The organism is Pseudomonas sp. TMW22089 (assembly GCF_022496645.1).
GTDB classification, from domain to species: domain Bacteria; phylum Pseudomonadota; class Gammaproteobacteria; order Pseudomonadales; family Pseudomonadaceae; genus Aquipseudomonas; species Aquipseudomonas paraversuta.
Genome location: NZ_SCFG01000025.1, coordinates 1 through 25,972, shown reverse-complemented (window position 1 = coordinate 25,972; position 25,972 = coordinate 1). Strand labels below are relative to the sequence as shown.

Genomic DNA, 25,972 nt, shown 5'->3' with positions numbered 1-25,972 from the left:
GCAGTGCAGGGCAGCGTCCGATGTGCGGGACGGGTGCCTGAATCAATTGCCAAGATTAGCGCTATCTGCGTCTTGAGCACACCAGCCACAGGTAAAGGGCTGACCTATTTTTTTCTGGCGTTGCTGCGGGTCAAGGACCCAGGGCCTGGATTGCCAGGGTGGCTGGTGACGAAGGTGCTGGGTATGGCCACATGACAACACTGCGACCCAGTGCTGCTCTTCATCTTGACGCCAGCCAATGATCGTTGAAGTTTTCAAAGTTATCCGTTGGTCTTTGTTGTATTCGCTTTCGGGCGATTGCTTGGTTAGACTTGCGAACTCACTTATTTTTTTGCAAAAGGTCTCGCCCCATGACGATCGCCGCCAACAAGGCTGTCTCCATCGAATATACCCTGACCAACGACGATGGTGATGTCATCGATAGCTCTGCCGGCGGTGCACCGCTGGTTTACCTGCAAGGCGCAGGTAACATCATTCCGGGTCTGGAAAAGGCGCTTGACGGCAAGGCCGTTGGTGAAGAACTGACAGTGACCGTTGAACCTGAAGACGCTTACGGCGAGTACTCTGCCGAACTGGTCAGCACCTTGAGCGCCAGCATGTTCGAAGGCGTAGACACACTGGAAGTGGGCATGCAGTTCCACGCTTCCGCGCCGGACGGTCAGATGCAGATCGTGACTATCCGTGATCTGGACGGTGACGACGTAACTGTAGACGGCAACCACCCGTTGGCAGGCCAGCGCCTGACCTTCAAGGTCAAGGTTGTTGCAGTACGTGACGCGAGCGAAGAAGAAGTTGCTCACGGTCACGTGCACGGTGAAGGCGGTCATCAGCACTGATCACTGCTGCTACGCTCAATTGCGAGCTAGCCAGAAAAAGGCGCCTACGGGCGCCTTTTTGCTTTTTGAAGAATATGGCAATCGGCACTTCAGGCGATTGTTTATACATGGCCCGGGAATTCAGGAGTTTGTCATGAGCGCTTTTCACGAACTTAATCTCCACGCACTGGACGGCAAGCCGCTGCTCCTGGAAACCTTCAAAGACCAGGTTGTACTGGTGGTGAACGTTGCCTCGAAATGTGGATTGACCCCGCAATATGCCGCGCTGGAAAACCTTTATCAGCAGTACAAGGCCAGGGGCTTCAGGGTGCTTGGCGTGCCCTGCAACCAGTTCGCCGGGCAAGAACCGGGCACTGAAGAGCAAATCCGCGAATTTTGCAGCCTGAACTATGGCGTGACTTTCGAACTGAGCGCCAAGCTGGACGTAAACGGTCCGGAGCGTCATCAGCTGTATCGCTTGCTGGCCGGCGAAGGGGCAGAGTTCCCGGGTGACATCAGCTGGAACTTCGAGAAATTTCTGGTGGGGCCGGACGGCCGCGTGCTCGAACGCTTTTCACCGCGTACCGCACCGGACGATGCGACGGTTATTCAGGCGATTGAAAAAGCCCTGTCCTAAACCGGCACCTCGACGGCGCCGGTGCAGCCCCGGGCAGCCCGCAGCAAATGGCCTTCGAACTGCTCGATGATGCCCTGCCAGCTTTGACGGCTGGCATGCCGGCGGGCATTGAGACGAATGGTGCGCAGGGTTTCCGGGTCTTCGAGCAGCCAGCAGGCGGCTTCAAGCCAGGCATACTCATCACCCGGCATGGCCAGCACGCCGTTATAGCCATGGCGAATATGCTGGCCGGCAGCGGCCTCGTCATAGGCCACGACCCCCAGCCCCGAGGCCTGGGCTTCAAGCACCACGTTGCCAAAGGTCTCGGAAAGGCTTGGAAATAAAAACACATCTGCGCTGGCGTAATGGTTGGCCAGGGCTTCTGCGCACTGCACCCCGCAAAAAACCGCCTCGGGCAACGATGCCTCGAGAGCAGCCCGCTTTTGTCCGTCACCGACCACAATCAACTTGAAGCGCCGTGCCGGATAGCGTGCTTGCAATGCATCAAGGCAACGTTTGAGGGCTCCGAGGTTTTTTTCCGGTGCCAGGCGCCCGACATGTAGTAGCGCAATATCGTTTTCCCTCAGGCCCCAACTTTGGCGCAAAGACATTTGTCGTCTGGACGGACTGAACAGCTGACTGTCGACGCCGCGGGCGAGTAACTCCAGCCGCTCGAAATGTCTGCGCGTCAGTTCCAGGCGCTGGCTGGCACTGGGCACCAGGGTCAGGCTGGAGCGGTTATGGAACCAGCGCAGATAGCGGGTCAGGGCGCGGCTGAAGAAGGTCAAACCATATTGGTTGAAGTACTGTTGAAAGTTGGTGTGAAAACCGCTGACCACCGCGATGCCCAGGCGTCGGGCAACACGCAATGCGCACAATCCCAATGGCCCTTCAGTCGCGATGTACACCACATCCGGGCGCTGTTGCTGCCAGCGTCTGGTCAGCCTGTGGGTCGACGTCATGCCCCATTGCAGACCCGGATATCCCGGCAAAGGCCAACCCCGACACAGCATCAGCGTCGGGGTACTGCGCTGGTTGGCATCCTCGGTCTGGCGCGGGCGCACCATTTCCACGAGATGATTGCGCGCACGCAAGCCGTCACTCAAATGGCTGAGGGTATTGGCCACTCCATTGATTTCGGGCGGGAAGGTTTCAGTGATCAGGGCTATGTGCAGGGCTGTTGTCATGACCTCAGTGTCAGGTACAGCCATGTCGACAATATGTCAGCGCCATGTTGGATTTATGACGCGGGCAAAAATAATAGCTGCAGGTGCCTCGCGTCAGAGCATTGCGAGGCCCCTGCAGTGATCAGGCTCTGGTTCTGGCCAGTGCTTCGTCGCCCCGCTCACGCACCCAGAACAGGGTCGCGCCTGCTACAGCGGCCGGCATCATCAGAATGTTGACCACCGGAATCAGCAGCACCAGATACACGATCCCGCCAAAGCTCAGGCTCTGCCAGCGCTTTTCACGCAGCCAGGCGAGCATCTCATTCCACCCAAGCTTGTGGTTGTCCGCCGGGTAGTCGATGTACTGGATGGCCATCATCCAGACCCCGAAAATCAGCCACAGGGGCGCGGCTACCAAATTGAGCACCGGAATAAACGACAGGATCAGCAGGGCAATCGCCCGCGGCAGAAAATAGCCCAGCTTGCGCATTTCACGGGCCAGGGTGCGTGGCACCATGGCGATCAGTTCGCCCCAGCTAAAAGGCGGCGAGTTATCCACCCCGCGCACCACAGCTTCGACTTTTTCCGAGAGAAAACCGTTGAAAGGGGCAGCAATGATATTGGCGAGCATGGTGAAGGTGAAAAACACCATCAACGCCACCAGCACCACGAACAGCGGCCACAATAAATAGTTGAGGAAGCTGAGCCAGTGGGGCAGCGACGGCATCAGGGCATCGACCCACAGGCTGAACTGGTGCCCGGCGAAATAAATCAGCCCGACGAACAGCACCAGATTGATCAGCAGTGGCAACAGCACGAACAGGCGCAGGCCAGGGCTGAGGACCAACTTGAGGCCTTCACGCAAGTACTGTGGGCCAGAGAGAACGGGTGCGGGCATAGTGTGCTCCGAGCAGTGGAAAACCGGGCGACCTTAACGGCTTTATCTGTAGGGCGAAAGTCTTGCGTAAGAATCGACAATTGCTGTAACAAAGACGTCCAGGCATCTATTTGACTACATAGAGACCAGCTATGAGCTGGATTGTTATTGCGTATTTCCTTACTCTCTGCGGCCTCTATACGCTGCACCTATATTTTTCAGGATCTGCGTGTTTCAGGCGTTGCCTGAGCAGGTTTGCGATTTCTTTTTATTCCAGCCGGTCAATCGGCGTTCCGACCCGGTTTCGACACGGGCGGTCATAGGAGTGAGTCATGTCTGAAGTACGTCATTCGCGTGTGATTATTCTGGGTTCCGGCCCTGCCGGTTACAGCGCCGCGGTCTACGCGGCCCGCGCCAACCTCAAACCACTGCTGATCACGGGCATGCAGGCTGGCGGTCAACTGACCACCACCACCGAAGTCGATAACTGGCCAGGGGATGTTCATGGCCTGACCGGTCCGGTCTTGATGGAACGCATGCGCGAACACGCCGAGCGTTTTGAAACCGAGATCGTGTTTGATCATATCAACGCCGTTGATCTGAAAAACAAACCGTTCAGCCTTACCGGCGACAGCGGTGTTTACACCTGCGATGCGTTGATCATTGCAACAGGCGCCAGCGCCCGTTACCTGGGTCTGCCGTCTGAAGAAGCGTTCATGGGCAAAGGCGTTTCCGCCTGTGCCACCTGTGACGGTTTCTTCTACCGCAACAAGCCTGTGGCTGTGGTTGGCGGTGGCAACACCGCTGTTGAAGAGGCGCTGTACCTGGCCAACATCGCCAGCAAGGTGACTCTGGTTCACCGTCGCGAAACATTCCGCGCCGAGAAGATCCTGATCGACAAGCTGCACGCACGTGTGGCTGAAGGCAAGATCGAGCTCAAGCTCAACGCCACCCTGGACGAAGTGCTGGGTGACAACATGGGTGTGACCGGTGCGCGCCTGAAAAACAACGATGGCAGCTTTGACGAGTTGAAAGTCGACGGCGTCTTCATTGCCATCGGCCACACGCCGAACACCTCGTTGTTTGAAGGCCAGCTGGAACTCAAGGATGGCTACATGGTTGTGCAGGGCGGCCGTGAAGGCAACGCTACTGCCACCAGCATCGAAGGTGTGTTTGCGGCCGGCGACGTGGCTGACCACGTCTACCGTCAGGCCATCACTTCGGCAGGTGCGGGCTGCATGGCTGCACTGGACGCCGAGCGCTACCTGGACGGCCTGCAGAACGCGCAGTTCTGACAGTTTGCGACATAAAAAAACCGGCTTCGGCCGGTTTTTTTGTGTGCGGCAAATTGTAGGAGCGAGCTTGCTCGCGAGATTTTCAGAGCAGCAAAGAAGAGCTCGCGAGCAAGCTCGCTCCTACAGGGTCAACGGCGGGGCGGTGAATTCAACCCCGGCCAGGCCATGGGCGATCAACCCGCGGATGTTGCTGTGGTCCGTGCCGTCTGGAGTCGCCACCACCGAGCGATAGTGCTCGCCGAAAGCCAGCAGTGCTTCTTTATCGCTCAGGCCTTCCAGCAGGGCCAGACCCAGTGTTTTGCACGAGCCCTCATTCTGCCCGGCCGCGTTCTCTACACCGCCATTGGTGAAGGCTTGTGGCTGGTAATCGTAGTGCGCTGCGATAAACGCCAGGGTATCGGCGAACAGGTGCTCGCCGCTGTTGAGGCTGGCGCGCAGGGTATTCAAATCAGTCATGCTTTTTTCCTGTAGCGAAGGCCGCAGCCTGTTCGGCGCTGGCTTCTTTCTGGTATTGGGATTTCCACTCGGCATAAGGCATGCCGTACACCACTTCACGGGCGTCATCGAGGCTGAGGTCGATCTGACGCTCGTCCGCCGCTGCCTTGTACCACTTGGACAGGCAATTACGGCAAAAACCCGAGAGGTTCATCAGGTCAATGTTCTGCACGTCCTTGCGGCTGTCCAGGTGCGCAACCAGGCGACGAAAGGCGGCGGCTTCGAGTTCAAGGCGTTCTTGGGGCGTCATGGGATTCACCGACATTTAAAGGGTGGGTGCCTGGCGGCTTGCCGCCAGCGTAATTGAAACCGATTCGGCGAAGCGCAACGCGTGCGGCTTGTCGACTTCGACTTCGGCGTACAGAACGGCGCCATTGGACATGACCAGATCCAGCAGTTCCTGGGTCAGACGCTCAAGCAGGGCGAAGCGATTGTCTTCGACATGCTGGATCACCGCTTTGGTGATGGTCCGGTAATTGAGGGCGTGATCGATATCGTTGTCACGCACGGCTTGCTGGGCGGCATAGAGGATGGTGAGGTTGATCAATACATCCTGCTTGTTGAGGATTTCTTCCTCGTTGATCCCGATGTACGTGCGCAGACACAGGTCTTTGACGCGGATGCGGGCCATTCCTGGCTGAAGTTGTGGCATTAAGACTTGCTCCGTCCTATCAATTGCAGGAACTCCATGCGGGTGCTGGATTCGCGAAATGCGCCGAGCATGACCGAGGTGTTCATGGTTGAGTTCTGTTTTTCTACGCCGCGCATCATCATGCACATGTGCCGGGCTTCAATCACCACGGCAACACCGGCGGCCTGGGTAATGTCCTGAATGGCATCGGCGATTTCCCGGGTCAGGTTTTCCTGGATTTGCAGGCGGCGGGCGAACATGTCGACGATGCGGGCAATTTTCGACAGGCCCAGCACTTTGCCGGTCGGGATATAGGCCACATGCGCCTTGCCAATGAACGGCAGCAAATGATGCTCGCACAGCGAATACAGCTCGATGTCGGAGACGATCACCATTTCATCGCTGTCCGAGGCAAACAGGGCGCCATTGACGATGGTTTCAACGCTTTGTTCGTAACCATGACACAGGTACTGCATGGCTTTTGCTGCGCGTTCTGGGGTGTCGAGCAAGCCTTCGCGGTCAGGGTTTTCACCGAGACCGATGAGGATCTCGCGATATTGCTCAGGCAGTGTTGCGCTCATGAAGTACTTCCTCGGGGACGGCTATTTGAGATGCCGGCCGCCATTGACGGTCAAGGTGGTGCCGGTCACATACGGGTTATCCAGCAGGTAGCGCAGGCTCTGATAAATCACCTCGGCGCCGGGTTCAAACCCCAGCGCCGACTTGGCCAGGGTGCTGGCGCGGTACGCCGCGTCATCGTCCGGGTTGAACATCAGCAAGGCCGGGGCAATGCCGTTGACTTTGATGCGTGGCGCCAGTTTAGCGGCGAATGACAGGGTCAGGCTGTCGAGCCCGGCCTTGGTCGCGCAATAGGCAATATGCTTGCTGCTGCCCTTGCGGGTGACATCGTCGCTGATATGCACAATGTCCGCCGGAGTCGAGCGCTCCAGCAGTTCAGTGCAGTGCAGGTTGATCAGGTAGGGTGCGAGCATGTGCACGCTGAACATCTGCGTGAAGGCAGCGGTCTGGTCGTCGACGGTATCCACAAGCCAGGCCGAGGCATTATGGACGATGGCCCGCAGCGAGTCAGTGTGGCTTTTCAGGCGCTGGATAAAATCGAGAATACCTTCTTCGTTTGAAAAGTCGGCAAACAGCGTCGTGGCGCCCAGTTCGCGCAAGGCTTGTACGCCGGGTTTTTCACTGCGGTAGGTGATGATCACCCCATGACCGTCCGCCAGCAGTTGCCTGGCGCAATGCAAACCAATGCGCTGGCCAGCGCCAGTGATCAGAATCGGTGCAGAAGGAGAGGGCATGACGGACTCGGTGAGGTAAGGCCGGAAACTGTCGCGGCGTAGTAGCAAAACTATACCAGCGTCCGCGACGTAACGGCCAAGCCCGAATCCGGGTTTAGCTGCGATGGGATGCGATTGCGCCGGCCGGCGGCTTGTTTGGAAGGCTGTGAAGCCAGTTGGCCAGCAAGTGGGTTGAGAGTGGAATAAACCAGAACACCATCAGCGGGGTCAGGGCCAGGGTGCTGACAAATATGCGTGGCAGCAAACTCAGCTCGCCCAGCACCGGGCCCAGTACAAAGTTGAACAGCAGTGACACCGGAAAGAAAGCCAGCCAGATGGCCACCGCTTGCTTCCAGCGGGGCGGGCGCTGACCGCTGGCACCGAACCAGCCATCGATACCCTTCACGCGGCGCTCTGAAGGATGGGCAAACAGGTCACTGCCACGCAGCAACCAGGCCTTGCGCGAGACCGAGTGTTCCCAGGCGTGGAGGGTGGCTTCGTCGGCAAAGCGAAAAATGATCTGAAACTCGTCATCGCCCGCAGGCGGGGCCAGAACGCCGGAGCCCAGGTAGCCGGGAAAGTCTGTGGCCAATTGCTCACCCTCATGCAGCCAGGCGATCAATTCCTGATAGCGGCCTTCAGCGACACGGCGTGCAACCAGCAAGGTGACAGGAGTGGTAGACATTGTGTATCTCCAGAAGGCTGATGCTGCCCGGGTAGGGCAGCCACAAAACACAGCACCGGGGTGGTGGGCCGTGTTCTGGAAAACAAGCAAGGATTGTTCCTCCTGAGCTCTTTTGCGCCGGTTTGTATCGCTGACAAGTCTGATCCCGCAAAGCATCGTGAAAATCCCGGCCCCTGTTTGAGCACCAGATGACGCGATGAGGCGTAGAATCCCCTGCATATCCTCTTGGTCCTTGCCCTCCAATGCCCGTGATTACTGAACTTGAGCCCGTAGCGTTATCTGCCGATTGCCCTGAACAGCAAGGCTTGTATCCGATCAGGGAAGTCGCGCGGCTCACAGGCATCAACCCGGTGACCCTGCGCGCCTGGGAGCGGCGCTACGGTCTGATCCAGCCAACGCGCACCATAAGCGGGCATCGTCTGTACTCCGTGACCGATATTGAGACAGTGCGCCGGGTCATGGGCTGGCTGGAGCGCGGGGTGGCCGTCAGCAAAGTCGCGCAGTTACTGGCCAACGACTCTGCACATGAGCGCCTGCAGCCTGTCGCCAATGAGCACCGTGAATGGCAATGCCGTGCAGGGGCTGCGCTGAGTGCATTCAACGAGCCCGAGCTGGAACGCCTGTACGGGCAGATTTATTCCGGTTACCCGGCGGAAACCGTTTTCCAGGATATTTTTCTGCCGCTGTGGCAGCAACTGCTCAGGGGGCGGGATGAGTTCGGCCGCACCAGTGAATGGCTGATGCTGGACGGGTTCCTGCGCGCACGGGTACAGCACCGGCTGCAGATGCAGGCGGCACAAGCCGCACAGTGTGTGGTGATGGTTGCAGTGCCGGAGCTGTGTCATGAGCTGGAGCTGCTGGTCGCCGGCTTGCTCCTGAGCCGCCACGATAGGGTGGTCAGGGTGTTGGCGACAGGGCAGCCACTGGACGAGCTTGCGCTGATTTGCGAGAAGATCAGGCCCCAGGCCGTTGTGCTGTTTGCTCAGCGTACCCTGGGCGCCGCGCACCATCGGCGGCTGACGCGGTTGGCGCCCAGCCTGAACTGTCCGCTGTTTTTGGCGGGCGAGGCTGTGCACACGGCGCAAGAGGCGCTGCAGGGAACATCGGTTGCCTGTTTGGGGCGCCAGGCTGCTGGGGTGAGTCAGCAGCTGGATGCTGAACTCAAGGGGCGCTGAGGGCTATGAGCTGTGAAATGCCGGATGCGCCAGACGATGCTGTTGCAGGATGAACTGGCGCAGACGCTCGGTCTGGCCTTTATCGTGCTGGCCAAGCCGGTAGGCATACAGGCCTGATTCGGTCTTGCGCTCCAGCGTGCCGCGTACGGCGATCCGTTCATAGCCCACGGGGCTGAACCATTGGGCAAACTGACGCGGTGGCTGACTGTTGTTGCGCACCTCCACCAGCAGTCCCTTGAACGATACCTGGGTGACCCACAGGTTTCCGGGTCTGGCCCGAATATTCTCCAGTGCCACCGGTTCTTCCAGGGTCAGGCGCCACGGGCGGCCAAGGGGCCCGTCTTCAAAAATGCTCGGCGCTCCCAGCTGCAAATGCTGTGCATGGAACTCGTCTTCTACCAGGCTTAACGGAAAGCTCATTTGCTGGTCGGCAAATTGCGCCTGGATCGTGACTTGTTCATAGGCGGCCAGGCGGGTGAGCAGATCACGTATTTGCGAGACCCCTTTAACCGTGAGGCTCGACGAAGCGTCCCGCTGATTGAGCTGCGGGTTCTGATGCATCGTCTGGATAAAATCCAACTCGTCCTGAGTCAGAAGGGTCTCGTGGGACATTATCTGGCTCGTAAATTAGCGTTACAAATCAGCGCAGGTGAGACTAAGACCCTCAAATCTGTGTTTTGTTAACTCCGTTCGTCGCCTTGAGCGCCTGGAGTTCGGCTTTTACCCCGGCCAGTTCGGCTTCCAGTTGCGCAACCCGCTGTTGGGCTTTGACCTGGGCCGTGACATCTTTTTGCACGCCAATAAAGTAGGTGAGCTGATCGTTCTCGTTAAACACGGGGGTGATCGACAGCTCGTTCCAGAAATGCGCACCATCCTTGCGATAGTTGCGCAGTATCTGGCGAGTCGGCTGGCCGCTGGCAATGGCATCGCGGATCAATTGCAGGCCGGTTTGATCGCGGTCACCAGCCTGCAAAAAGCGACAGTCCTGATACAAGATATCGTCGCTGCTGTAACCGGTGAGCGTTTCAAACGCCTTGTTCACGTAAATCAGAATGTTGTCTTCGCCTTCCTGTTCGGCAATCACAATGCCGTCCTGGGACGCGTCCACCATGCGTTGCAACAAGCGGGAAGTAATCATCGTGGGGTTCTCCGGAGGGGCGGCAAAGTGCTGGCATTTTAAGCCGGTCGCAGGTGCAGTCTACGTGCCATCACCGAAAGCTGCGCCTCACCTGCTAATATCCCGGACTTTTAGTCAGTTACAGGATCAGATTGATGAAAGTCGCCATCCTTTCCGGCTCGGTGTACGGCACCGCAGAAGAAGTCGCCCGCAACGCCAGACAACTGCTGACCGATGCCGGCTTTGAGGTTTTGCTCAATCCTCGCGCCCGCCTGGCAGATATTCAGGCCTTCGCTCCTGAAGCCTTTTTGGCCGTCACCTCGACCACGGGCATGGGCGAGCTGCCCGACAACCTGATGCCGTTGTACTGCGAGATCCGTGATCTGCTGCCGGCCGCCTGGCGTGGCTTGCCTGGTGCCGTGATCGCCCTTGGTGATGAAAGTTATGGCGACACTTTCTGCGGCGGCGGCGAGCAAATCCGTGAGCTGTTCGCAGAGTTGGGGCTGCGCGAGGTGCAGCCCATGCTGCGCCTGGACTCCAGCGTCACCGTTACCCCGGAAGAAGACGCCGAGCCCTGGCTGCAGGACTTGATCAAGGCACTGACGCAATAACCGGCCGCTCGCGCAGCAGCTCCAGCCAGGCTTGGGCTGCCCGCGACAAATAAGCCCCGTCGCGCCAGATAAAGGCGATATCCCAGCGCAGGTAATGCGGCGCGATCAGCTTCAAACGCACGACCCCCGGCCGTACCAGAGCCCGGGCCACCACGCTGGGCAGCAGCACCACACCTTGTCCGGCGGCCACCAGCGCCACTAAAAAATCCGATTGCCCGCTGCGGCCACCTTCTTTGGGTGTGAAGCCCGATTGATGGCACGCCTGCAGCAAACGCTCGTTGAGCATGAAGCTGCGCTGGTAGAGCAAAAACGGTGTATCGGCCAATTGCTCCAGACGCACGCTGCCGTCCTGTGCAAGCGGATGATCCTCCGGCAGCAGCGCATCCAGCGGTTCATCGCAAAACGGTTGATAGCCGAACAGCGGGTTTTTCGGGGTCAGACTGCCGCCCAGCTCCAGTTCTCCGCTCATCACCGCCTGCTCAATATGCATGCTGCCGCCTTCGAGCAGTTGCACCTGAATATTGGGGTAACGCCGCCGGTACTCGGCAAACAGGCTGGCGAACAAGGTATTACTGCCCAGTAGCGGCAGCCCTACCCGTAACTCGCCCCGGGTCAACTGGCTCAAGTCGTCCAGCTCGCTGAGCAGCTCATTGTGCAGGCGCAGCATGCCTTCTGCGCGCTGCAGCACCACATTTCCCGCCGCCGTCAGGCGCACCTGCGAACCCAGGCGATCGAACAGCGGCGTGCCAAGGTTCTGCTCAAGTTGCGCCACCTGTTTACTCACCGCTGACTGGCTGATATGCAGCAGATGGGCGGCCTGGGTAAACCCGCCCTGACGCGCCACTTCAACGAATGTGCGCAGTTGTTTGAATTCCATGTGCGTGATTCCGTTTTGGAATAGCTTCCAGTCTAACAATTCGTTTTAGGGATGGAAGGCCTGTCTTTAAACTGAAGTCCAGTCTGCACTGGAACCCATATGAAACGCTTCGATGTAAAACGCTTTGCCCGTCTGGTCAGTGAGGTGGCGGTATTGCTGGCCATTTATTTTCTCGGCTGTCAGATCGCGGCGTGGTGGCACCTGCCAATACCCGGCGGGGTGATTGGCATGGCCTTGCTGCTGCTGGCATTTGCCTTGGGGCTGATCAACCCGGCGACCCTGCAATTGGGTGCCGGGGTATTGATGGCCGAAATGTTGCTGTTCTTCATCCCGGCGCTGATGAGCCTGCTCGACTACGGCGCACTGGTACGCGATGACGGATGGCGGATATTGCTGGTGATCGGGGTCAGCACCTTGTTGGTCATGGTGGTGACCGCCTTTACCGTCGAAGCCGTATGCCGCTGGAGACTGCGCCATGAAGTTTGAATGGATGCCTGTGTTCTGGCTGATCCTCACCCTCGGGGCCTACGGTCTGAGCCGCTGGATGTACCGGCGCACCGGGCGCTATCTGCTGTCGCCGCTGATTCTGGTGCCTGCCCTGTTGCTCGCAGTGGCCGTACCGCTACACACCGCCTATGCCGAGTACTCAAGCGATACCCATTGGTTGATGCTGGTATTGGGCCCGGTGACAGTGGCCTTCGCCGTGCCGATCTGGCAGCAGCGCAAGTTGCTGGCGCGGCATTGGGTCGCCTTGTTGCTGGGGATGCTGGCGGGGAGTGTGGCCTCCATTGGCAGCTCATTCTGGCTGGCCAGGGCACTGGCCCTCGACACATCGCTGACCATGTCTTTGGTGCCCCGTTCCATCACCACGCCGTTCGCCATGCCCCTGGCCCAACACCTGGGCGGAGTCCCCGAACTGACTGCGGTGTTCGTAATGTTTACCGGTGTATTTGGCGCACTGCTGGGGGGGATTCTGCTCAAGTGGCTACCGCTGCGCAGCAGTCTGGCGCGGGGTGCCCTGTTCGGCATCGGGGCCCACGGAGCGGGGGTCAGCCGCGCCCGCGAGGTCGGCAGTGAAGAGGGGTCAGTGGCGGGGCTGGTCATGGTCCTCACCGGGATCCTCAACCTGTTTGCGGCGCCATTGCTGATGCTGCTGCTTTGAACCGCGGCAAATTCCGGGCATAAAAAAGGCCGCTGAAGGACAGCGGCCAACGAAGACGTTCATCAAGGAGCAACAAATCAACGTCAGGGTAAATCTGGGGGAGAGTCGAGTTGACTCAATCCGTGTGACCGGCAGCCGTGCCGGAAAGTTCGATAAGAATAATGGCTGTCTTGTTATGGAGTAAGGCCGCTTTTCGACAATCTCTGTTACCGCTTCGGCAATAGTCGAAAGCCGAACCAGGCGCCACAGTTATACCGCGGCAGGCGTTGTTAACCCGGTTGATAACCCATCCGCCAGCTGATGGCCGTGCTCGCTTCCAGCAGCCGCTTGGCTGCGGGGCCGTTTTCATCGGCATGGAACAGCGACGCCGGCCCGACCACGGTCAGTACGCCAGCCACATGACCGGTGGCATCAAACACCGGTGCCGATAATGCATCGACCCCGGGCATCAGCAAGCCATGGACAAAATGCAATCCCCGTTCACGGATCTGTACACCGGTTGCGGCGTAGGTTTCAGGTTTTTTCAGCGGATGAATTTTATCGGTTTGCAACTCCAGCTCGCGCAATGTGGCGGTTTCCCGGTCAGGCAGAAAGGCATTGAACACCAGCCCCGTGGACGAACTCAGCAGGGGTAGCACCGAACCCAGTTTGGTCACCACCGTGACTGCGCGAACCGCGGCTTCAATATGCACCACGGTTGCCCCCTGATTGCCCCACACCGCCAGAAAGCAGGTTTCATTCAAGTCATCGCGCAGTTCGGCCATGGGCAGGGCGGCGACTTTCAGCACATCCATGCTGTTGAGTGCGGCCAGCCCCACACGTAACGCCTCACGCCCCAGTCCGTAATGATTGGTGGCTGCATTCTGCTCGGCAAAACCACTGGCGATTAATGCCTGCAAGTAGCGATGCACCTTGCTCGCCGGCATTTGCACGTGCTCGGCCAGACGCGACAGGGAAGTGGAAGGTGACAGCTCGGCCAGGGCCTTGAGGATGTCAGTGCCGACTTCGGCGGAGCGCACTTTCTGTTTGCCAGTGCTGTCGTTACTGCTGCGTGGCTTTTCCATGGGCTGCTGGGATCTCGGGACGAATGGGCGTCTTTATAGCTTGACGCTTAATACCAATCAAATTACGTTATGCGTAATTGAATTACGATAAAAATAACGCAGCGACGCGCAAGCTGTTTTCGGGCCGGGCGCAGTCAGCTGTATTCTCCACACTGGAGGCGCCATGAACCTCGACTCGTCTTTGTCCGATCCCGTGTATCAATCCGGGTTTGGCAATGAATTCAGCAGCGAAGCATTGCCCGGCGCGTTGCCGGTCGGCCAGAACTCCCCGCAACAAGTCCCTTACGGCCTGTACACCGAGTTGTTGTCGGGTACCGCGTTCACCATGGCACGCAGCGAATCGCGCCGCACCTGGATGTACCGGATCAAGCCATCAGCCAACCACCCGGCATTCGTCAAGCTCGGGCGGCAACTGGGCGGCGGCGGATTGGGCCCGGTAACCCCCAATCGCCTGCGCTGGAACCCGCTGCCAATCCCGGATGAGGCCACAGATTTCATTGACGGTCTGGTGGCTATGGCGGCCAATGGCGCTGCGGACAAACCTGCGGGTATCAGCATTTACAGCTACTGCGCAAACACCTCGATGCGGCGCGTGTTCTTCAACGCCGACGGTGAATTGCTGCTGGTACCCGAGCAGGGCCGTCTACGGATTGCGACCGAGTTGGGGGTGCTGGAGCTTGAGCCTCTGGAGATTGCCGTGATCCCCCGTGGCCTCAAGTTCCGTGTTGAACTGCTCGACCCGCAAGCCCGTGGCTACGTGGCCGAAAACCATGGTGCGCCGCTGCGCCTGCCGGATCTGGGCCCTATTGGCAGCAATGGCCTGGCCAATCCCAGGGATTTTCTGGCCCCGGTGGCCCACTACGAACATAACGGGCAACCGACCCCTCTGGTGCAAAAATTCCTCGGTGAACTCTGGGGTTGCGAGCTGGATCACTCGCCACTCAACGTGGTCGCCTGGCATGGCAATAACGTGCCGTACAAATATGACCTGCGGCGCTTCAACACCATTGGCACCGTCAGCTTCGATCATCCCGACCCCTCGATCTTCACGGTATTGACCTCGCCCACCAGCGTGCCGGGTCTGGCCAACCTCGACTTCGTGATCTTCCCGCCGCGCTGGATGGTGGCTGAAAACACCTTCCGGCCACCATGGTTCCACCGCAACCTGATGAACGAGTTCATGGGCCTGATCCAGGGCAGTTACGACGCCAAGGCCGAGGGGTTCCTGCCCGGCGGTGCTTCGCTGCACAGCTGCATGAGCGCCCATGGCCCGGACGCCGAAACCTGTACCAATGCCATTGCAGCAGAGCTGCAACCGAGCAAAATCGACAACACCATGGCCTTTATGTTTGAGACCAGCCAGGTGTTGCGCCCCAGCCGGTTCGCCCTTGAATGCCCGCAGTTGCAATCCAGTTACGACGCTTGCTGGGCTTCGCTGCCCACAACCTTCAACCCGAATCGGAGATAAACATGACCCAGTCCACATTTACCCGCAGCTGGATCGCCTCCGCCAACGGCCACAGTGATTTCCCGTTGCAAAACTTGCCCATGGGGATCTTCAGCCTTAATGGCTCGGCGCCCCGTAGCGGTATCGCCATCGGCGAGCACATTTTTGATCTTGAGGCGGCGCTGGCTGCCGGTTTGTTTGAAGGTCAGGCCAAGGTCGCGGTGGAAGCCTCGCTGGGCGGCGCCTTGAATACCTATTTTGCGTTGGGCCGCAGTGCCCGGGTAGCCCTGCGCGAACGCTTGCTGGAGCTGCTGGGCGAGGGCAGCACCCTGCGGGGCAAGATCGAAGCCCAGGGTGCGAAACTGCTACCGCTGGCGGCGGATTGCCAATTACACCTGCCGGCCAAAATCGGTGACTACACCGATTTTTATGTCGGCATCGAACACGCGAAAAACGTCGGCAAACTGTTTCGCCCTGACAATCCTTTGCTGCCCAACTATAAGTACGTGCCAATCGGCTACCACGGCCGCGCTTCCACCATTCGCGCATCGGGTGCCGAGGTGCGTCGTCCTAAAGGACAAACCTTGCCCGCCGGTCAGGCCGAGCCGACTTTTGGGCCCTGTGCACGTCTGGATTACGAACTGGAACTGGGTATCTGGATTGGCCAGGGCAATGACCTGGGGGATGCCATCCCGGTCAGCGAAGCGGGCGAACACATTGCCGGTTTCTGCCTGCTCAACGACTGGTCGGCGCGTGATATCCAGGCCTGGGAATACCAGCCGCTGGGGCCGTTCCTGTCCAAAAGCTTCATCACCAGCATTTCCCCGTGGGTGGTGACGGCCGAAGCGCTGGAGCCGTTCCGCCGCGCGCAGCCGGCCCGCCCTGAAGGCGACCCGCAGCCCCTGGCGTACTTGCTCGATCCCAAGGATCAGGGCCAGGGCGCGTTGGACATCGAGCTCGAAGTGCTACTGCTGACCCAGGGGATGCGTGAACAAAATCTGCCGGCCCATCGACTGGGCTTGAGCAACAGTCTGAACATGTACTGGACTGCCGCGCAGCTGGTGGCTCACCACAGTGTCAACGGTTGCCAGCTGCAGTCGGGCGACCTGTTCGGTTCGGGCACCCTGTCGGGCCCTGACCGCTCGCAACTGGGCAGCCTGCTGGAAATCACCGAGGGCGGTAAACACCCGATCGAACTGGTGTCGGGCGAGGTTCGCAAGTTCCTTGAGGACGGCGACGAAATCATCCTGCGTGCCCGTTGCACCCGTGAAGGGTATGCCTCCATCGGTTTTGGCGAATGCCGGGGCAAGGTCGTCGCTGCGCGCTAAAGGAGCGAGCCATGCAACTCTTTACCTACTACCGCTCGACCTCGTCCTACCGGGTGAGGATCGCGCTGGCGCTTAAAGGTCTGGATTATCAGGCGGTGCCGGTCAACCTGATTGCCGCTGGCGGCGGCGAGCACCGCCAGCCGGCATATCTGGCGATCAATCCCCAAGGCCGGGTACCGGCCTTGCGTACGGAGGAGGGCAGGGTGCTGACCCAGTCCCCGGCGATTATCGAATACCTCGAGGAGCGGTATCCGCAGGTGGCGTTGCTGTCCGAAGATCTGGACACCCGTGCCCGCGAACGTGCGGTGGCAGCCCTGGTGGCCTGTGATATTCATCCGCTGCACAACGCCAGCGTGCTCAATCAACTGCGCCAGACGGGGCAGACCGAAGAGCAGGTCATGCAATGGATAGGTCACTGGGTCAGCCAGGGCCTGGCGGCCATTGAACAACTGATTGGCGATAGCGGCTATTGCTTCGGCCCGGAGCCCGGGCTGGCGGATGTGTACCTGATCCCGCAGCTGTATGCGGCTGAGCGCTTCAAGGTATCGCTGGTGCCATACCCGCGGATCGCCCGGGTTGCGGCATTGGCAGAGCAGCACCCCGCGTTTGTCGCTGCACACCCCGCGCGGCAACCGGATACACCCGCCTAGCGGCACACAAGACAATGGCCGGGCCGGGGTTCAGACGCACAAACTGTAGCCCCGGCAGGTTATGTCTGAAACCCTGAAAACAGCTCAGACTTATTCCTGCGCACTTCAACGATTTTTCTGGCGCCACCTATACTGGCGTTTACCTTTTATCGTTCGAGGGCTGGTTAATGTTTGCTCTCATGCAAAGTGCTCATGTGGAGTCGTTGCACCTCAGTGTCGATCCTGTCACCGGGCTCAAGGCAGTGATTGCCATTCATAGCAGTCGTCTGGGCCCCGCCCTGGGTGGCTGCCGTTATCTGGCGTATCCCAACGATGAAAGTGCAGTCAACGATGCCATCCGCCTGGCCCAGGACATGAGCTATAAAGCGGCGCTGGCCGGTTTGGCGGTGGGCGGCGCCAAGGCAGTCGTCATGCGGGCGGCCCATGTCGAAAGTCGCGCGGCGCTGTTTGAAGCATTCGGTCGCTGTGTCGAGCAACTCGATGGACGCTATATCACCGCGATTGACAGCGGCACCTCTACCGCCGATATGGATTGTATTGCCCAGAGCACCCGCCACGTAACCAGTACCACTGCGGCAGGCGACCCGTCACCGCATACGGCGATGGGGGTGTTTGCCGGTATTCGCAGCACTGCGTCGTCGCGTCTGGGCAGTGACAACCTGGAAGGATTGCGGGTTGCCGTGCAGGGGCTGGGCAAGGTCGGTTACGCCCTGGCCGAGCAACTGCATGCGGCGGGTGCCGAGTTGCTGGTGTGCGATACCGATCCCGGTAAAGTTCGCCTGGCCATGGATCAGCTTGGCGCCCATCCGGTTGCCTGTGAAGCCTTGCTCAGCACCCCCTGTGACATTCTTGCACCCTGCGGTCTGGGCGGCGTGCTGAACTGGCACAGCGTGGCGCAACTGCGTTGCTCGGCAGTGGCCGGCTGTGCGAACAACCAGCTGACCAACCTGCAAGTTGCCGATCAGCTCGAACGCCGGGGGATATTGTATGCGCCTGACTATGTGATCAATTCGGGTGGTCTGATTTACATGGCGCTGACCCATGAAGGCGCGACCCCCGAGGCCATTAACCAGCAGTTGTTGCGTATCAGCCAGCGCCTGACGGGCATCTACGCCCACGCCCAGGCCGAGAAGCGTTCACCGGCACGGGTTTCCGATGAGCTGGCGCAGCGGTTGTTGTACCCCAAAAGCACTGCGACCTCATCGTAGGCGCAGGCTTGCCCAGGAAGCTGATCAAGCCGAACAGCCAGACCTTCAGGCCATTGCCAGCAATCGAGCATCCACCGGCTGCTCCAGCAGGTTGCTTGCCTGACAGGATTGATCAGCGGCCAAAAAACGGGTCTCGAATGCGACCAGCCCGGCATGCTGGTTGTGCAGGGCCTGGATCTGCTCCAGCACTGACTGTTTTTTGTCGGTGATAGCGTTTCGCACCACATCCCATGGCAGTGCCTGCCCGTGGTGCTCATCAAGAATCGCCAGCATTTCCTTCAGTTTGAAGCCCAGTTGCTGGGCGCACTTTATGAACATCAGCCGCTCGACACTCTGCTCGCTGTAGACGCGATAGTTGCCACGGCGCTGCGGCGGCGGCAACAGGCCGATGTCTTCATAGTGACGAATGCTTTTGATGGTGGTGCCCGATCGTTGGGCGGCTTTGCCGATGTACATGAAAAGTCCTTTTTAATGGCCGCCCGCATATTGGAGCCTTACCTGGCAGCGAGTTCGCGGATTTGCCCGAGCCAAATGTCCCGTTGCCTGGCGGTTGAATCCAGAATCGGGCCGAATGTCAGGGTCACGAGGGGTTTTATGCCACAAAAGGCCAGAGTGGTCCTGCGCATTTGATGCAATGCCGGCATGCAGTACACCCATTTGTAATACCAGGGCGGGGTGTCCATGGTCACCAGCAGACAGGCGCTGCGTCCTGACAACAGTTTCTCTGGAAAAGCTTTGCCCTTGCGGTAGCTAAAGGCGAAGCCGGGTAGCAGGATGCGCTCGAGAAAGCCTTTGAGCAAAGCCGGAACCCCGCCCCACCAGACCGGAAACACCAGTACCAGATGCTCCGCCCAGGTGATGTCAGCCTGGGCCTTGAGCAAGTCCGGCTCCAGCGGCTGGATCTGTTTATAACCCTCGTGCAGCACCGGATCGAAACACAGGGCTGCGAGATGCAACACGCGGACATCCTGACCGGCGCCAATGGCCGTTTCGACATAGCGGTCGGCCAGGGCTGCACAAAAACTGTCGGTAGAGGGATGTCCCAGAATTACCAGTACTCGCTTGCTCATCATTACACCAACCTGAAAGACGGCCTTTCAGGATAGGGTCTGCCCCCAGGGGGAGAGTCAAGCGAGGGCTCGGTGCTGTTACTCGCTTTCGACCAGCAACTCGGACAGGGCGTCCGGCTGGCTCTTGAAGGCCTTGGCAAACACATCGCGGTTTTTCGCCATGTAAATGCCGGCTTCTTCGACCTGCTGCTCGCTCAGCGACGGCACGGCTTTTTGCAATACTTCAGCCAGCAACTCTGCAAGTTCCAGCATTTTGTCATGACGGTCAGCTTCGGCTTTATCCATGAACAAACGCTCCAGATCTCGGCTGCTGCGGTATACCACTTCGACGGCCATTTACCACCTCATATGCCTTCACGTAAATTATCTAGCGATTACTGTATTTATATACAGCAAAAAGAATAAGCCAATCCCCGGGATTTGAATAGCGGCTTTTTTACTCTAGCCGCAATTGGTGTGCGCAGCGGGCATCCGAGGTGTCTAATAGCCGGCCGCCACCATCTCACTGGGGATGCCTGGCCTTATTTCTGCATGCAGAAAGGGCCATGTACATGCGGATGATCCGTTCGAGTCGATTCAAGGAGCTGCATCGTGAGAGTTAACAAAGCTGAAAAGCTACGTCGCCAGGTTCATGAACTGGCCGAATCGATGGGCAATCTGTTCGTCGAGACCTTCCACTATATGGCGTTGTTTGCCATTGGCGCAGTCACTGCCTGGGCGGCGGTGATGGAATTTCTGCAGATGGTGGAGAAGGGCAATATCTCCATCGATGACATTCTGCTGCTGTTCATCTACCTCGAACTGGGCGCCATGGTCGGAATTTATTTCAAGACGAGGGTCTACGTTACTAACAATTTATTTTGCCATGGAAAACCCCTTGAAAGCCACGGAAACGCTGGGGCGTGGTGTGCATAACCCGCCTCTGACGTGCCGTGTGACTGGACTGAATCGCTCAATTTTTTGATGGTGGTGGGAATGATGACTGAACAAGTAAAATGGGCCGAAAGCCTGCGCAAGAAACTTCACGGTGGGGCTGACTCAATCGGCAATCTCTTCGTAGAAACATTCCATTACCTTGCGCTTTTTGGCATCGGGGCTGTGACGGTTTACGCCGGGATTTCGACCTTTATAGTGATGCTGCAACAGCCTAAAATCTCTGTCGATGACATTTTGCTGCTTTTCATTTTCCTTGAACTGCTGGCTATGGCGGGCATTTATTTTCGTACAAATCACATGCCTTTACGCTTCCTTTTGTACATCGGCGTTACGGCTTTGATTAGGCTTTTGATTAGCGACGTTTCACATCACAACGCCCCCGACATGGGGATTCTTTACGTCTGTGGTGGTGTGCTTCTGCTGTCAATTTCAATTCTTGTGGTTAGATTCTCATCTTCAAAATATCCATCTGTTAAAGAGCGCTCAGAGAACTAGCTGTTGACCTAAAAAGGATTTTTATTATGAGTAAGGACGATTTGGCGTATTCGCAGCAGCTTGCTTTGGTGACTAATACAATTAGTAAGTACACGAGGATTTCAGTTTTTGAAATTTCGATGAAGTACCTCGCAAATAAGCGCAGTGGAAGTGATGAAGGTTTAAATATAAAGAACGCACCTTGGCTAGTGTTCTTGCTTGTAAAAATATCATCTCAAGAAAACGGTAAATTGAAAATGAATGAGGCGGATTTTGTTCGTGTCATTAATTTGCTTTTTAGATTGCAGGATTACTTGTTCAAACCTGACTACGAAAATATATTGATGTCGTTTCGTCCCTTAATCAATCAGCAAATGTGGATAGGAGGAGGGGAGGGTAAAAGTATAATGAGCTTGGTTAGGCAGTGTAAGATTTTAGGCGGTAAAGAGAAGTATGAAGTTGCAGGTCGTAATGTTGTGGGTTTTGGAGTTACAAGTTTTTCAATTATTTGGCTGCATATTTTTTTACAGATGGGAGATAGGAAGGATGGTCAGGTCTTTGAGTTGAATATGGTTGACCTGCTGTTTAGGTTGCAGGCAGTAGTAAAGATAGACGAAATTATAAATTTTTTTGGGTATTTTGGAATACGCTATAAAGATTTACCAGCGTATTTCGAGCAGTATAAAGAAAAAAGTAATGGTACGTTTGAGGATTACTACTACGATACGCCTTTGAAAAGGAAGCCGTTCTTGGTTTCCGGTGCGCATGTCTACATTTTTAACTGCGACCTTATTTTTTCAAGCTTCCCCTATATGCTCGTTGATATAATTAAGCGTGCCGATTTGAAAGGGGAGTTAGGAAAGGATATTGAGGGATATGTTGGAGCATGTCTCGCGAAAACTTCGAAGGTAGTCCATTCGGAAAGTGACTTAAAAAATATATATCGTGAGTTTTTAATTCCTCTAAAAGGGAATAAGTTTCCTGATTTTGCAGTCGAAGAATCAGATTTTGTTTTTGTGGAAAGCAAGGCAGTCGAGCAAGCTGATTGGCTTAAAGTTAGTTCAGACCCGGCCCTGTTGAAGAAAGTTACTCATGACCATATTCTAAAAGCCCTTGTGCAGTGTCAGATGTGTGCTGCTCGATTGAAAAGTATTAGTAAGTACGCTGATAAAGATTTTAAGGCTATGGTGGTCACTCACGGAGACTTTGGGTTTCTTACAGCCGCAAATATAGAGAATTTTATTGGTGAAAATCTTGCGGATTATGTAAGGGAACAGTGCGGCGTTGAGTTGGTTATACCATTAGAACAGGTTGTATATATTACTATTGCTGACTTTGAAGCACTCACACTAGGTATGCAGTCGGGTGATATAGTTTTGTCTGAATTTATAAGCTCTGTTGCGAATGATTATCTTACTAGTTCGCCTAAGTTATTAAGTGAGAAGATTACAGCTATGTGCGGTGAGGATGATGTTTATAGGCGCGCATCTGAAATATTTTCGGTAAATGATGATTTCATATCAGGTGTCGTAGGGTTTGTCAATGCCGGAAGTGGGTTGAGGATAAGGAATACAGGGGGGCTAATTTCGTTACATCAACACGTAATGATGGATATTAATGAGTCCATTGAAAGGATACGATATTGATTTTTGAGTTTTTCGGAAATTAATATCAGTAAAAATCTTTAAATATTTTTCTTAAAAAAGTACCGGCCAAATCGTCAAAAAAAATCATATGCCCCTGCGATTTTTGCTATATATCGGTTTTACAGCATTTATTAGGCTCTTGATTAGTGATGTTTCACATCGTAACGCTCCTGATATGGGGGTAATTTATGTGTGCGGTGGCGTATTGTTGTTAGCGTTTTCGATTCTTGTTGTTAGATATTCGTCATTGTAGTACCCATCTGTTAAAGAGAAGTAAGAGGTATATTGCTGTTGTCTTGAAACGTGATTCAATAATACCGAATTTTTTAAGTTGGCAACATAAAAGTACGCTGTGGTAGGGTGTCTGTTGTTTAAAAGGAAAGGTAAATGGCAAATATAATTCCAAGTATAGAAAAAATAAAAAAATCACGGCAGCCGCCCACAAGCGGCGAGTTGTACTTAATTGAAGCGCTTAGTGAACGGTTTGACTCCAAAACGGATATATATGTCCAGCCATGTTTTAATGGTGATAGACCAGACATAGTGTTGATTAATAAAGACCTGGGGGTGATAGTTGTCGAGGTTAAAGACTGGGATTTGTCAAGGTACGCTGTCACAGTCGATAATGATTGGATTTTAAAAAGCAATCACCAGAAGTTAAAGTCGCCGTTTGCACAGGTGTTCAACTATAAAAAGAACTTTTTTGATATTCATGTTAATGGGCTGCTTGAAAAGAGACTGAGAGACAAAAATTTCTATAATATTGTGAGTGTTTATGTTTATTTTCATTGCGCCGACAAAAAAGGGGTTGGCAGATTCTATCAAGATAGTGTTGAGTTGCTTTTTCGACAGATGCAAGAGAATACGCAACGGTTTAAGAATAAAGATATATCTCATTTCGATTATTGTAAACGAGATAGTTACTTAGGTGGAAAGAAGAAAAAGTTGCTCCGTGACGCTACAATGTTGTCGGTCACAAAGGATAACTTAGGGAAAATAGCATTCAGCAAAAATCTTATGGGTGTTAGTTTCGAAGAGTCTATTTATAACGAATTCGTGCGACTTCTATGTCCACCATACCACTATGAAAATGAAGGGAAAGTGATAGCTTATACAAAGCTCCAAAGCCGATTAAGCGAAAGTGACTCTGGTGCAAGAGCTAAAATTTGTGGTGTGGCTGGGTCTGGTAAAACAACTGTTCTGGCGAAGAGAGCGGTGAATGCTCTTAAAAGACATGAGGATGCAGTGCTGATTTTGACTTTTAATATAACACTTCAAATGTATATTAAAGGCAAGATTAGTGAGGTGAGGGAAGGGTTTTCATGGGGGGGATTTGAGATTGCTCATTATCATGGGTTTCTAACATCGGCTTTCAATAATTACGGTATAGACATAAAGTTTTTTGAAGGGGACCCCGCAAAGTCGGTCCCTTGGGAGCAGTTGGAGACCAATTACTTTTCCAATGTTAATGTCTTTAGAAGTGTAGAGGATATTAGGAAGTATAAAACTATTCTGGTAGATGAGGTGCAAGACTATAAGCCAGAGTGGATAAAAATAATCAGGGAGTACTTCCTTGAAAGCGATGGTGAAATGGTTCTGTTTGGCGATGAGAAACAGAATATTTATTCGAGGGCAGTTGATTCGGACAGGAAGTCAAAACTTGTAGAGGGCTTTGGTAGGTGGGAGAAGTTAACTAAAAGTTTCAGGTTTAAGGAAGATAGTCATATTCTTAAACTGGCTACTTATTTCCAGAGCAGTTTCCTTTCTGAAACTTATGAGGTGGATGTAGATGAGTCATATCAGCCATCGCTAGGAATGCTCGGGATAAATGCTTGTGGTTATTATGATGAGTCGAAACTCGAAAGTTTAGTCAAAGTGATTGTTGGTTTGGCTAGGAGTTCAAGTATTCACCCTAATGATATATCAATTATCTCGTCTAGGGAGGGGGTGCTTCAAGAGGTTGACTACCTGATAAGAAATGGGGAAGGACATAAAGAAAAAACGCTCACTACTTTTCCCTCTTTGGAAATGAAAAAGCATCCAAAGTATAAGGAATCTACAAAGGTCATGGGTAATGCTAAGAAAATAGGATTTAATTTAAATAGTGGTGTTACAAAGTTATCAACTATCCATAGCTTTAAAGGGTATGAGTCGCCATTTATAGTTCTTTTTGTAAGTGAAAAAGATACGCCTGAGATAGTTTATACCGGGCTTACTCGTGCAAAGGAAAGTATCGTGGTCTTTTTGCCTGTTGGAAGTAAGTATTCTGATTTTTTTAAGAGTCATTTAGATGATATTAATAGTCTTGTTGAGTCGTTATAAAGGCTAGGTTTTTTTGTCTACTCCTCAATATGCCTAGTCAAGATTAGGCGTATTTCAGCGCTTCGTTTAAAAGAATTAAAATCAGGCTGGACAAATCCAGCCAAAAGCAAAAAAGCATTAATCCAAATGCTAATATTTATGTGTGGCCTCTTTTAACCCGTTGGGCTTACTACCAGACTTAACTACGTTAAGACGCTTCGCTTCCGGTAATAAGCACGGGTTCCTGCCGGAATTGCAGAAGCAAAAACAAGGCGCGCCAATATAATATATCAATATGAGGACAAAATGAATGGCAAAAAAATAACGTCAATGATATTCAAAACATTGAACTATACGAATGAAATCAAGAAAGTATCCACTAATGGACATGGCGGTCGCCGTCAGTTGTTTAAGAGTCTGCGCCACTCTCTGCGCATACCAGCAAGCCAACCGAAAAAACTTGAATGGCTCGATGAGCAATCTCATCTTAACCTAATCTGGCTTCCTGAAACGGGCACAACAAAACTTGACGACTACCCGAAAGAACAGAGAGAAGCACTGCTTGCAAAAATTGCAGACGAAGCAGAAGCACCAACTATCGTAAACGACAACAGGTCTGAACTGATTGAATTAAGAAGCAAGTTAAAAAATACAGTTAAGAACGCAAGCAAGAAAGAAACAGATGAAGGCAGCATTATCGCTTTTCAAAACATACTCAATGCAAAAGGTATTGTTGACACAGAGCATCTTTTATCTGACCTTGACCAGTTCGAGATAAAGAGAAAATCCCAAAAACTCGACACGGCAAGAAAATTTCTTGAATGCCACAATGAAATTGAACGTGCCCCAAAAGCGCTCGTCAGGAAAAATCAAGCTGTTATTCAAGAGGCTTTCTTTAAATTCCCATCTAAGGAAGGTCTGAAGTAAGCAGCCGTTTTTAACGGTCTAGCTGTCTGAGGTTCAAAAAACACCGACTTAATCGAAAAACAGACCTTTCCTCCTGTCAGTTCACTATTTTTTGCGGAAGAGCACCT

The 25,972-nt window shown here is 54.7% G+C and carries 30 protein-coding genes and 3 pseudogenes; 17 read left to right on the top strand and 16 right to left on the bottom strand.

Annotated features, from left to right (window positions below; translation table 11 throughout):
- Window positions 1-42: 42 nt before the first annotated feature.
- Window positions 43-352 (bottom strand): annotated as a pseudogene (locus EQV90_RS18530) (DUF3565 domain-containing protein).
- On the opposite strand from EQV90_RS18530, the gene EQV90_RS18525 reads away from it, so the two are divergent.
- Together EQV90_RS18525 and EQV90_RS18520 are read left to right on the top strand one after the other, a co-directional pair.
- The gene (locus EQV90_RS18525; RefSeq protein ID WP_003439940.1) at window positions 351-836 is read left to right on the top strand and encodes a peptidylprolyl isomerase; all 486 of its coding nucleotides are present in this window, start codon (window positions 351-353) and stop codon (window positions 834-836) included. The pseudogene EQV90_RS18530 and the gene EQV90_RS18525 sit on opposite strands and share 2 nt — an antisense overlap.
- Window positions 837-969: 133 nt before the next feature.
- A complete protein-coding gene (locus EQV90_RS18520) occupies window positions 970-1,452 on the top strand; it encodes a glutathione peroxidase (RefSeq protein WP_003439942.1) in 483 nt (160 codons plus the stop codon).
- Here the strand turns inward: EQV90_RS18520 and EQV90_RS18515 are convergent.
- Both EQV90_RS18515 and cysZ read right to left on the bottom strand, forming a co-directional pair.
- Window positions 1,449-2,642, bottom strand: coding sequence for a glycosyltransferase family 1 protein (locus EQV90_RS18515; RefSeq protein ID WP_240878532.1), 1,194 nt, complete (start codon window positions 2,640-2,642; stop codon window positions 1,449-1,451). The genes EQV90_RS18520 and EQV90_RS18515 overlap by 4 nt on opposite strands.
- 97 nt (window positions 2,643-2,739) lie before the next feature.
- Window positions 2,740-3,495, bottom strand: a complete 756-nt coding sequence (gene cysZ, locus EQV90_RS18510) for a sulfate transporter CysZ (protein WP_003439947.1) — start codon at window positions 3,493-3,495, stop codon at window positions 2,740-2,742.
- Between the two features lie 311 nt (window positions 3,496-3,806).
- Here cysZ and trxB point away from each other — a divergent pair, with 311 nt between their 5' ends.
- Window positions 3,807-4,769, top strand: coding sequence for a thioredoxin-disulfide reductase (gene trxB / locus EQV90_RS18505; RefSeq protein WP_003439949.1), 963 nt, complete (start codon window positions 3,807-3,809; stop codon window positions 4,767-4,769).
- A 120-nt stretch (window positions 4,770-4,889) separates the two neighbouring features.
- Here the strand turns inward: trxB and EQV90_RS18500 are convergent, their stop codons facing one another.
- From EQV90_RS18500 to EQV90_RS18475, 6 genes are all read right to left on the bottom strand, one after another.
- On the bottom strand, window positions 4,890-5,225 hold the full coding sequence (locus EQV90_RS18500) for a HopJ type III effector protein (RefSeq protein WP_010656030.1): 336 nt from the start codon (window positions 5,223-5,225) through the stop codon (window positions 4,890-4,892).
- The gene (locus tag EQV90_RS18495; RefSeq protein ID WP_003439952.1) at window positions 5,218-5,514 is read right to left on the bottom strand and encodes a DUF1244 domain-containing protein; all 297 of its coding nucleotides are present in this window, start codon (window positions 5,512-5,514) and stop codon (window positions 5,218-5,220) included. Before EQV90_RS18495 ends, EQV90_RS18500 begins: the two co-directional genes overlap by 8 nt.
- 15 nt (window positions 5,515-5,529) lie before the next feature.
- On the bottom strand, window positions 5,530-5,916 hold the full coding sequence (gene folX / locus EQV90_RS18490) for a dihydroneopterin triphosphate 2'-epimerase (RefSeq protein ID WP_240878531.1): 387 nt from the start codon (window positions 5,914-5,916) through the stop codon (window positions 5,530-5,532).
- A complete protein-coding gene (folE, locus tag EQV90_RS18485; protein ID WP_003439956.1) occupies window positions 5,916-6,476 on the bottom strand; it encodes a GTP cyclohydrolase I FolE in 561 nt (186 codons plus the stop codon). Before folE ends, folX begins: the two co-directional genes overlap by 1 nt.
- A 21-nt stretch (window positions 6,477-6,497) precedes the next feature.
- Complete coding sequence (gene folM / locus EQV90_RS18480) at window positions 6,498-7,208, bottom strand: dihydromonapterin reductase (protein ID WP_161717946.1); 711 nt, start codon at window positions 7,206-7,208, stop codon at window positions 6,498-6,500.
- 94 nt (window positions 7,209-7,302) lie between these two features.
- Window positions 7,303-7,872, bottom strand: coding sequence for an antibiotic biosynthesis monooxygenase (locus EQV90_RS18475; RefSeq protein ID WP_010656029.1), 570 nt, complete (start codon window positions 7,870-7,872; stop codon window positions 7,303-7,305).
- Window positions 7,873-8,114: 242 nt separating this feature from the next.
- On the opposite strand from EQV90_RS18475, the gene EQV90_RS18470 reads away from it, so the two are divergent.
- Entirely contained in the window at window positions 8,115-9,047 is a 933-nt protein-coding gene (locus EQV90_RS18470) for a MerR family transcriptional regulator (RefSeq protein WP_240878530.1), read from the top strand.
- A gap of 3 nt (window positions 9,048-9,050) precedes the next feature.
- Here the strand turns inward: EQV90_RS18470 and EQV90_RS18465 are convergent, their stop codons facing one another.
- Both EQV90_RS18465 and EQV90_RS18460 read right to left on the bottom strand, forming a co-directional pair.
- Complete coding sequence (locus EQV90_RS18465; protein ID WP_240878529.1) at window positions 9,051-9,659, bottom strand: hypothetical protein; 609 nt, start codon at window positions 9,657-9,659, stop codon at window positions 9,051-9,053.
- A 52-nt stretch (window positions 9,660-9,711) separates the two neighbouring features.
- Complete coding sequence (locus EQV90_RS18460; RefSeq protein ID WP_010656027.1) at window positions 9,712-10,185, bottom strand: PAS domain-containing protein; 474 nt, start codon at window positions 10,183-10,185, stop codon at window positions 9,712-9,714.
- Between the two features lie 134 nt (window positions 10,186-10,319).
- Between EQV90_RS18460 and EQV90_RS18455 the strand changes: the two genes are divergently transcribed.
- Window positions 10,320-10,775 carry a flavodoxin gene (locus EQV90_RS18455; RefSeq protein ID WP_003439968.1) on the top strand — a complete coding sequence of 152 codons (456 nt, stop codon included), beginning with the start codon at window positions 10,320-10,322 and terminating at the stop codon, window positions 10,773-10,775.
- Here the strand turns inward: EQV90_RS18455 and EQV90_RS18450 are convergent.
- Window positions 10,756-11,652 carry a LysR family transcriptional regulator gene (locus EQV90_RS18450; RefSeq protein WP_240878528.1) on the bottom strand — a complete coding sequence of 299 codons (897 nt, stop codon included), beginning with the start codon at window positions 11,650-11,652 and terminating at the stop codon, window positions 10,756-10,758. The genes EQV90_RS18455 and EQV90_RS18450 overlap by 20 nt on opposite strands.
- 99 nt (window positions 11,653-11,751) lie before the next feature.
- Between EQV90_RS18450 and EQV90_RS18445 the strand changes: the two genes are divergently transcribed.
- Together EQV90_RS18445 and EQV90_RS18440 are read left to right on the top strand one after the other, a co-directional pair.
- Window positions 11,752-12,138, top strand: a complete 387-nt coding sequence (locus EQV90_RS18445) for a CidA/LrgA family protein (RefSeq protein ID WP_060781830.1) — start codon at window positions 11,752-11,754, stop codon at window positions 12,136-12,138.
- Complete coding sequence (locus EQV90_RS18440) at window positions 12,128-12,814, top strand: LrgB family protein (protein WP_240878527.1); 687 nt, start codon at window positions 12,128-12,130, stop codon at window positions 12,812-12,814. The genes EQV90_RS18445 and EQV90_RS18440 overlap by 11 nt, the downstream gene beginning before the upstream one ends.
- 269 nt (window positions 12,815-13,083) lie before the next feature.
- Here the strand turns inward: EQV90_RS18440 and EQV90_RS18435 are convergent, their stop codons facing one another.
- The gene (locus EQV90_RS18435; RefSeq protein WP_003439978.1) at window positions 13,084-13,878 is read right to left on the bottom strand and encodes an IclR family transcriptional regulator; all 795 of its coding nucleotides are present in this window, start codon (window positions 13,876-13,878) and stop codon (window positions 13,084-13,086) included.
- 163 nt (window positions 13,879-14,041) lie between these two features.
- Here EQV90_RS18435 and hmgA point away from each other — a divergent pair, with 163 nt between their 5' ends.
- From hmgA to EQV90_RS18415, 4 genes are all read left to right on the top strand, one after another.
- Window positions 14,042-15,346: a homogentisate 1,2-dioxygenase gene (gene hmgA / locus EQV90_RS18430; protein ID WP_003439980.1), complete on the top strand. Its 1,305-nt coding sequence runs from the start codon at window positions 14,042-14,044 to the stop codon at window positions 15,344-15,346.
- A 2-nt stretch (window positions 15,347-15,348) separates the two neighbouring features.
- Window positions 15,349-16,653, top strand: a complete 1,305-nt coding sequence (fahA, locus tag EQV90_RS18425) for a fumarylacetoacetase (protein ID WP_240878526.1) — start codon at window positions 15,349-15,351, stop codon at window positions 16,651-16,653.
- Window positions 16,654-16,664: 11 nt separating this feature from the next.
- A complete protein-coding gene (gene maiA / locus EQV90_RS18420; protein WP_010656023.1) occupies window positions 16,665-17,303 on the top strand; it encodes a maleylacetoacetate isomerase in 639 nt (212 codons plus the stop codon).
- Window positions 17,304-17,470: 167 nt separating this feature from the next.
- Window positions 17,471-18,511: a Glu/Leu/Phe/Val dehydrogenase dimerization domain-containing protein gene (locus EQV90_RS18415; protein WP_003439985.1), complete on the top strand. Its 1,041-nt coding sequence runs from the start codon at window positions 17,471-17,473 to the stop codon at window positions 18,509-18,511.
- Between the two features lie 45 nt (window positions 18,512-18,556).
- Here the strand turns inward: EQV90_RS18415 and EQV90_RS18410 are convergent, their stop codons facing one another.
- The 3 genes from EQV90_RS18410 to EQV90_RS18400 all read right to left on the bottom strand — a co-directional run bounded on the left by EQV90_RS18410 (window position 18,557) and on the right by EQV90_RS18400 (window position 19,917).
- The gene (locus EQV90_RS18410) at window positions 18,557-18,967 is read right to left on the bottom strand and encodes a MerR family transcriptional regulator (RefSeq protein WP_010656022.1); all 411 of its coding nucleotides are present in this window, start codon (window positions 18,965-18,967) and stop codon (window positions 18,557-18,559) included.
- 38 nt (window positions 18,968-19,005) lie between these two features.
- Window positions 19,006-19,581 carry an NAD(P)H-dependent oxidoreductase gene (locus EQV90_RS18405; RefSeq protein ID WP_240878536.1) on the bottom strand — a complete coding sequence of 192 codons (576 nt, stop codon included), beginning with the start codon at window positions 19,579-19,581 and terminating at the stop codon, window positions 19,006-19,008.
- Between the two features lie 78 nt (window positions 19,582-19,659).
- A complete protein-coding gene (locus tag EQV90_RS18400; protein WP_003439988.1) occupies window positions 19,660-19,917 on the bottom strand; it encodes a YebG family protein in 258 nt (85 codons plus the stop codon).
- A 255-nt stretch (window positions 19,918-20,172) separates the two neighbouring features.
- On the opposite strand from EQV90_RS18400, the pseudogene EQV90_RS18395 reads away from it, so the two are divergent.
- The 6 genes and pseudogenes from EQV90_RS18395 to EQV90_RS18370 form a co-directional block, all read left to right on the top strand.
- Window positions 20,173-20,415 (top strand): annotated as a pseudogene (locus EQV90_RS18395) (phosphate-starvation-inducible PsiE family protein); the annotation flags it as partial.
- Between the two features lie 141 nt (window positions 20,416-20,556).
- A complete protein-coding gene (locus EQV90_RS18390) occupies window positions 20,557-21,012 on the top strand; it encodes a phosphate-starvation-inducible PsiE family protein (RefSeq protein ID WP_095041516.1) in 456 nt (151 codons plus the stop codon).
- Between the two features lie 26 nt (window positions 21,013-21,038).
- A complete protein-coding gene (locus EQV90_RS18385) occupies window positions 21,039-22,637 on the top strand; it encodes a hypothetical protein (RefSeq protein ID WP_095041517.1) in 1,599 nt (532 codons plus the stop codon).
- Between the two features lie 76 nt (window positions 22,638-22,713).
- Window positions 22,714-22,890, top strand: a pseudogene (locus EQV90_RS18380) (phosphate-starvation-inducible PsiE family protein); the annotation flags it as partial.
- A gap of 134 nt (window positions 22,891-23,024) precedes the next feature.
- On the top strand, window positions 23,025-24,959 hold the full coding sequence (locus EQV90_RS18375) for an NERD domain-containing protein/DEAD/DEAH box helicase (protein WP_240878525.1): 1,935 nt from the start codon (window positions 23,025-23,027) through the stop codon (window positions 24,957-24,959).
- 285 nt (window positions 24,960-25,244) lie between these two features.
- Window positions 25,245-25,865, top strand: a complete 621-nt coding sequence (locus tag EQV90_RS18370; RefSeq protein WP_240878524.1) for a hypothetical protein — start codon at window positions 25,245-25,247, stop codon at window positions 25,863-25,865.
- Window positions 25,866-25,972 lie beyond the last annotated feature (107 nt).